We start from the raw sequence: 2,883 nt of genomic DNA, 5'->3' as shown, positions 1-2,883 counted from the left end.
CCAGCAGCGCGCCTTCGCTGGAATGCGGGATCAGGATCGCCACCGCGCCGCCATAGATCGCGCCGCCGATGGTGCCGACCAGGTAATCCCGCGTCGCCTTCAGCGAGCGGCCGACGCTCATCTGGGTCACGATGATCGAGGTCAGTACCGCCCACAGCGGCAGCTTGAGGCCGAGCGCCAGCGCGACCATCAGCGCGCTCATCGCCGCCACGGTGACGCGCACGCCGAGACCCAGTTCGACCTTGCGCGACCGGATCAGGGCGGCCAGTCGTTTCAGCCATGCGATCATTCGTCCGGTCCAGATGTTGCCGCTTGCGAGGCGCTTCGGCATGGCTGATGCCCGCGCTGCCGTGCCCGCTTGAAACGATGATTCAGCCCGCTTACGCTGTTTCAACAAAAGTGAGGAAACACAATGGCCGATGAAACCGCAACGCTCGCCGCCTATGTCGCGGAGCTGAAATTCGACGACATCCCGCAGCAAGTGCTGGAGCGCGCCAAGGTTCTGACGCTGGATTATCTCGGCAGCACGATCCGCGCCCGCCAGGAGGCGGAATCCACGCCGGCGCTGCTGAAAATGCTGGAAGCGCTGTCGCTCGATGGCACGGGCGAAGCCACCGTGTTCGGCGACAGCAAGACCTGGACTCCGGCGGTGGCCGCGCTGCTCAACGGCGCGCTTGGGCATTCGCTCGACTTCGACGATACCCATGCGGATTCCTCGCTGCACCCGAGTGCGCCCGTCGTCCCCGCCGCCTTCGCGGTAGGCGAGATGGTCGGCGCCTCCGGCAAAGAGGTGCTGACCGCCATCGTCGCCGGCTACGAAGTGTGTTGCCGGCTCGGCAACGCGCTCGATCCGACCTCGCATTACGCCAGGGGCTTCCACCCCACCGCCACCGCCGGGACCTATGGCGCCGCGGCAGCCGCAGGCAAGCTGTTCGGCCTCTCGAAACAGCAGTTGATCTCGGCGTTCGGCGTGTCCGGCAGCCAGGCCGCGGGCTCGCTGCAGTTTCTCGTGAACGGCGCCTGGAACAAGCGCTACCAGGTTGGCGCTGCTGCGATGAACGGTGTCATCGCCGCCACCTTGGCGCGCAACGCTTTTCTCGGCGCCACCGAATCTGTCGAGGGCAAGCACGGCCTATTGATAGGCTACAGCGACAATGCGCATCCGGAGAAGGCCACGGCCGGCCTCGGCCACATCTACGAGACCATGAAGATCGGCGTGAAGCCGTATCCGAGCTGCCGCTATACCCACGCGGCCATCGACGCCATCATCGCCATGCGCCGCGAGCACAACCTGACGCCGGACCAGGTCAAGCGCGTCGAAATCGGCCTGCATCGCAACGGCATCACGCTAACCGGCGACGCCGCTACCAAGCGGCACCCGACCTCGATCGTCGACGGACAGTTCTCGATGTTCTTCACCGGTGCGCTGGCGCTGGATCAGGGCAGCTTTGGCTGGGACGACTACAATCGGCTTGGCGACGCCGCGATCGACAAGCTGGCCGATCGCTTCGACGTGGTCCAGGACGACCGCCTGGAAGGCAAGACGCACCCGTTTGGCGCGCGCGTCAGCATCACGACCGAAGACGGCCTGCACGAACGGATCTACGCCGATCCGTCCGGCGAGCCGGCGTCGTTTCCCGATGCGCAGGCGATGGCGCAGAAATTCCTGCTGCTGGCGCGCCCGGTGCTGAACGGCAGCGCGGAGAAATTCGCCGACGCCATCCTGTCGCTGGAACGTTTCGACAAAGTGGCGACGGCGGCCGCGCTGGGGCGGCTATAGCCGCCGCTATGCGCCGTCGATGATGATGAAGTCGGCGTCGGCATATTTCTGCCGGATCGCTTTGGCGGCGTCATACTCCGGGCTGCGATAGCACGCCGTCGCGGTGGCGCGATCGGCGAATTCGACCACCACGTTGCGATCGCGCGCGACGCCTTCCATCGCCTCGAAGGCGCCGCCGCGCACGATGAATCGCGCGCCGAATTTCTCGAACGCCGGCTTCGCCGCGGCGAGATATTCCGGATAACGCGCCTCGTCGCGCACCGAGACGCGCACGATCCAATAGGCTTTCGACATGACAGATCTCCAAAGTTGACGTGGTTCGGACGACATCGCCGAGCACGCATTTCGTTCGTCGCACCGGATCGCAGCTTCGATTCCGGAGCGCGCAAGTCCAATATCTTTTAGTTCGTAATCGCTCATCGCGCGAAGCGCGTCGCGCGCCTCCTGCCCCTGGCGCAGGCGACGGCAAACGCTTCGAACGACACCCCAAACGCGTGCCAACGCCCGGCGAATCGTCCGGCGACGCTCGTCGTGCACGCGCGTGACGATGGATCGCTTCCACGCGGTCCACTGCACCGGCGTCAGGAAGCGAACGTCATACGCGTGCGGATCGAAGCCATCGTCGGACATGCCCACTCCTTGCGGTGCAGAGCCGCGCCGTGGCGATGGTTTACCCGTCGCCATAAATCCTTTAAAATGAATAATAGTGATTGTTTTGATCTCATGGAGAGATAGATGGATCTGTCCGAGCTGCGCATCTTCCGCGCTGTGGTGCGCGAGGGCGGCGTGACCCGCGCCGCGCAGCGGCTGAACCGCGTGCAGTCCAATGTCACGACGCGGGTTCGCCAGCTCGAGGACGATCTCGGCACGCCGCTGTTCATCCGCGAGGGCAAGCGCCTGCATCTGACGCCGGCAGGCCAGACGCTGCTCGGCTATGCCGACCGGCTTCTCGCCCTGGCCGACGAGGCGCGCGACGCGGTGCAGGATCCGCGGCCGCGCGGCGTGTTTCGGCTCGGCGCGATGGAAAGCACCGCGGCCGTGCGACTGCCCGGGCCGCTTAATGAATTCCACCGGTTATATCCCGACGTGCAACTGGAGCTGCG

General features: G+C 65.3%; 4 protein-coding genes and 1 pseudogene. 2 read left to right on the top strand and 3 right to left on the bottom strand.

The genetic code is table 11. The features are described from left to right. Window positions 1–289 (bottom strand): FUSC family protein (locus JWR89_RS12855; protein ID WP_299716620.1); only part of this gene is annotated, 289 nt, incomplete at its 3' end. Window positions 290–412: 123 nt separating this feature from the next. On the opposite strand from JWR89_RS12855, the gene JWR89_RS12850 reads away from it, so the two are divergent. Beyond that, on the top strand, window positions 413–1,780 hold the full coding sequence (locus tag JWR89_RS12850; RefSeq protein ID WP_299716617.1) for an MmgE/PrpD family protein: 1,368 nt from the start codon (window positions 413–415) through the stop codon (window positions 1,778–1,780). A gap of 6 nt (window positions 1,781–1,786) precedes the next feature. Here JWR89_RS12850 and JWR89_RS12845 read toward each other — a convergent pair whose 3' ends face one another. After that, a complete protein-coding gene (locus tag JWR89_RS12845; RefSeq protein WP_299716614.1) occupies window positions 1,787–2,074 on the bottom strand; it encodes a DUF1330 domain-containing protein in 288 nt (95 codons plus the stop codon). A gap of 96 nt (window positions 2,075–2,170) precedes the next feature. Further along, window positions 2,171–2,410, bottom strand: a pseudogene (locus JWR89_RS26300) (DUF1127 domain-containing protein); the annotation flags it as partial. A gap of 105 nt (window positions 2,411–2,515) precedes the next feature. Between JWR89_RS26300 and JWR89_RS12840 the strand changes: the two are divergent. After that, window positions 2,516–2,883, top strand: a 368-nt coding sequence (locus JWR89_RS12840) for a LysR family transcriptional regulator (protein WP_299716611.1), incomplete at its 3' end; no start/stop codon positions are given.

The sequence above is a fragment of the Tardiphaga sp. genome (assembly GCF_028290785.1).
Lineage (GTDB): Bacteria > Pseudomonadota > Alphaproteobacteria > Rhizobiales > Xanthobacteraceae > Tardiphaga.
Note: the sequence above shows the minus strand (reverse complement) of the source record. Positions and strands in the feature narration are given on the sequence as shown.